Raw genomic sequence first — 3,644 nt, forward strand, 5'->3', positions numbered from 1 at the left:
AATGCGCTAACGCTAAAAACACTGGAGATTATTCAGGAAATCAATGGTTCTTATACCCCCCCTCCCATGCTGATTACCGGTTCTTTCGCCCGTTTTTTACAGAACCTTTGCTCATCATTTAATGATATTGACATTATCTGCACGACAGCAGTGGCTGCCAGAACACTCTTTGACAAGCTGCAGGTACTGAACACCGACAGGGATTCTGAAATCTCCAAAAGCATCATCATCTGGCCAATCCGGGGGTGTCAGGCGATTAAACTCCCGCAGACCTTCAATATTCAACTGAATGACGGTGATTTGGGGATGAGAGCAATGGGGCTTCAAGTCAGTGTTGACGACAGGGTAGCCCAAGAAAATACAGCGCAATTGGCCATTCACGTGCCTGGCGTTGAGAGGCCGGTATGGTGTTTGTCGTTTGCTGAAGAAACCCGATTACTGAACGATACGCTGGAATACCTCGCTAATAACCTTGGCTCGCTGACAGAACAATTGCAAAAAGGAACGGTATTTTACATACCACGAACCATTCTTTTTAATATTCCTAAAAACTCCAATGAGCGTATTTACGGCTTGCTTATGCGCTGTCTGCTTACCCTGAATAAAGCCCGGCAGTTTATCGCTCTGCACTCTGAAGGCAACCCCGGACAACCTGACTGCCTGACTAACCACCTTCAAGAACAACAACACCGCCTTAATGTGCTTACTGAAAGTCTTCAAATGAAATTGATCAGCCATGCTTGCCGTAATGATTTTGAGCACAGAGTTAACGGCTGGCTATCGACAGCTCATCATGTTAATGATTATGAGCTCAAGAGGAAGGACTTTATCAAAACACTGCTTGCAATGATGAATCCTGAATAAGTTCATAGATTTAAAACAATTAACCCAGTCTTATTGCTGATCCGGCTGGTTGATATGAATTAATTTTAAGATCAAAACCATTTAAATTATCAGATTTTTATTTTAATTATTCTAATGATTCAATATTATCTACCACCTAATTTCAGTAATTTGAGATATTCATCTCAGTGAATGTTCAATGAGTAAAGGGGCTGGACGAGTTATGCACAATATTCAAGGCGATTATTTTTTTAACCCTGGTTCAACAAATCAGGTCGCTGGAGCAGCTGGTGGATCTTCAAGAGCAAGGTTGGGACACCGGGATGTTGATTATCATGACACCCCTCAAACCCATTTACTCCATGCACCTTCACCCGAAGCTGAGAAGTTTTTTGAATTTGTAGATGTAGTTACTGGTGACACCCATATAGCAAAAAATTTAGATGAGCTTTTAAGTTACGATCAACTTCTTATAGGGCTAAGGCAATCTGATGGTTATGTTGACTATGGGCAGTCTGTAGAGCAGATCGCCAGTGATATTCGCTCAAACGATTCTCTTCAGCCGCTACTATTAGCAGTTAACAATATTAATGAAATTCCTGTTACCCGGGAAGTTCCACGTATGGAAGTCAGGGATATATCCATTAGTGGTTTTGATTTGGAAGATAATAGTGGATCTGATACTGACATTGCGCCTGATAGACCATTTAATGAAGCGATGAGTAATCTGGCTAACAGGGCTCGAACATTTGATAATACAAACTGGAGAAATGTCAGACTTTCGTTCAACTTTCCCCCTGATGTCTCTGATCAGGATTTTATCGACAGTGGTTTTTATTCAATCTATGATTGGGATCAAGTGCAATGTTTTTCATGTGGTGGTGGTCTGCAAAACTGGAGGAGAGATGAAAAGCCAGATGATGTACATGCCCAGAAGTTTCCAAAGTGCCGGTTTATCAGAAAGAAATTAGGTGCTGATTTGGTTGATACAATACAAAATGCCCTTACCACTGAACAAAGATATTATGTAGCCAGGACTATTCCCGGATCTCGACATTTATACTGTGAACCTATCGGTGGGCAGAGTAATTTGCAAGAAGCGGCCCCAGTTCGGGACTATCTGTCTGACTCCGATGATGACTTACCACTTTTTCCTACCTATTCACCCTCCTCCAGAGCCAGATCCAGAAGGGTTTCCAGTACTAGTTCCAGTTCTGTATCCAGATCCAGACCCCATTCTAGCTCTAGTTCTGGTTCTTCATCACCAGTATCCTGGCTTGATACAGAGCATTCGGCAAACAGTAGAACATATAATCAACCTGAAGATATAAATCTGTCGGTGAGTGAAGCCAAACTACTGCTTGCAAATATTGTCAATCCAGATCAAATGGAAAAGCTCAACTACCTTGAAAATAAGGTCAATAGTGCACATCTGAATGATACATACAAAGAAATACTCAATAGTCTGCTGAAAAAACCAGATCTCATTGGAGAGATTGCCGGAATAATTGATAGCATGTTATCCGGAGATTGTGCTGACCATACAGCAGAAGTTTGTGACCAAATAAAAGTCAGATTCAAGACGGCATCACTGACGGAGGGTATTTGTGATCAAAATGGCAGACTTGATTGGTTTAGATTGCTCTATAAAGTCAAAATACTTCTTCATGAGGATCAGTTGGTAATGGCCCTGGCTAATTACAACCTGCTTGAAGATAAAGAATCCACTGAAATCAGAGGATATTTAAAAAACCGCCTTGCAGAAGAAGTTTGTGAGTTTACTGAAAATCATATTAAACAACGTTTCCCACATTATGGGAGTGATCCTGTCAGTGATATTTATAGTAGATTAAAAAATGATTTTATCCGGGCAATAAATGATAAGAGTCTGTTTAAACAGTACCTGGTTAATATATGCAAGGATGACAGCTTTCTTGCATTTATCAGAGGCCATGATGAAGAATTTTCACAATGGCTGGCTAAGGAAGAGAGTAACTTTGAAGTGTTAATGGATGATTACGATCAAAACTATACGGGGGCTTCTGCCAGTTCAAATGAGCATGGGTATATTGCAGCATCCTGCCAGCTTAGGGAAACCAGAGAACAAACTTGTTCAATGGCAATACAACAATTTCTTGGATCAAAGGTTGATAGGCAATGGGATTCACTGGTTTTAGTGACTCGTAGTTAAAGTACTCCTCTTATTTTTCTATACACCAAAAAGTGTCCACCAAATTAACCAAAAACCTCTTCCAGCAACCAAACTGGACACTTTTTGGATCTCAGATTGTTTGTAAACTACTGAATTCTTTATTGAATCAATCTAATCATGAAAGAATTCAAATCCCTCCCTCAACGCCAGGTCCTACTTTTTTTCCTTTTTCACTCTAAAGTTTGCGCTGATGCCATAGACACTCATTCGATATGTTCTACCACCATAAAGTCACTGCCAGCAGAGCAGTCAGTGTTCCAGCATTGGTGGCCGTCAATGTACTTCCGGAAATATTCAGCCCCTTAGAGACATTAACTGAGCCACCAGCTCTATTGGTAAAAGGGCCGTTGATACCATATCTATGTTGAGTGAGCCAGCGTTATCGATACCAGCAGAATCATAATTTCCACTCACAGAGACCGTACTGCCTCTGACCATCACATCTTCAGCCGTCGTTGAAGAAGCCAGCACAACTGAAAGCCCAGCCATAACAACTAACCTGAGAACCGTTTTTTATATCTATCCATGGGTCTTATAAGTAGTTGGCCAAATGGAATCGTATTTTTCTGGCTAAGTGGGCAGTTACTAT

At 41.0% G+C, this 3,644-nt stretch carries 3 protein-coding genes; 2 read left to right on the plus strand and 1 reads right to left on the minus strand.

The features are described from left to right. Together KDK15_RS14255 and KDK15_RS14260 are read left to right on the plus strand one after the other, a co-directional pair. Window positions 1-864: hypothetical protein (locus KDK15_RS14255; RefSeq protein WP_257296052.1), on the plus strand; the 864-nt coding region annotated here is incomplete at its 5' end. Window positions 865-1,042: 178 nt separating this feature from the next. Beyond that, a complete protein-coding gene (locus KDK15_RS14260) occupies window positions 1,043-3,034 on the plus strand; it encodes a baculoviral IAP repeat-containing protein (RefSeq protein WP_257296053.1) in 1,992 nt (663 codons plus the stop codon). A gap of 315 nt (window positions 3,035-3,349) precedes the next feature. On the opposite strand, the gene KDK15_RS14265 is transcribed toward KDK15_RS14260, so the two are convergent. Beyond that, the gene (locus KDK15_RS14265) at window positions 3,350-3,544 is read right to left on the minus strand and encodes a hypothetical protein (protein WP_257296054.1); all 195 of its coding nucleotides are present in this window, start codon (window positions 3,542-3,544) and stop codon (window positions 3,350-3,352) included. Between the last annotated feature and the right edge of the window lie 100 nt (window positions 3,545-3,644).

The sequence above is a fragment of the Endozoicomonas sp. YOMI1 genome (assembly GCF_024606345.1).
Lineage (GTDB): Bacteria > Pseudomonadota > Gammaproteobacteria > Pseudomonadales > Endozoicomonadaceae > Endozoicomonas.

What these genes read in the sequence shown, in the direction of transcription:
- KDK15_RS14260 (WP_257296053.1), top strand. Translation starts at nt 1,043, where the DNA reads ATGAGTAAAGGGGCTGGACGAGTTATGCACAATATTCAAGGCGATTAT.
- KDK15_RS14265 (WP_257296054.1), bottom strand. Translation starts at nt 3,544, where the DNA reads ATGGCTGGGCTTTCAGTTGTGCTGGCTTCTTCAACGACGGCTGAAGAT.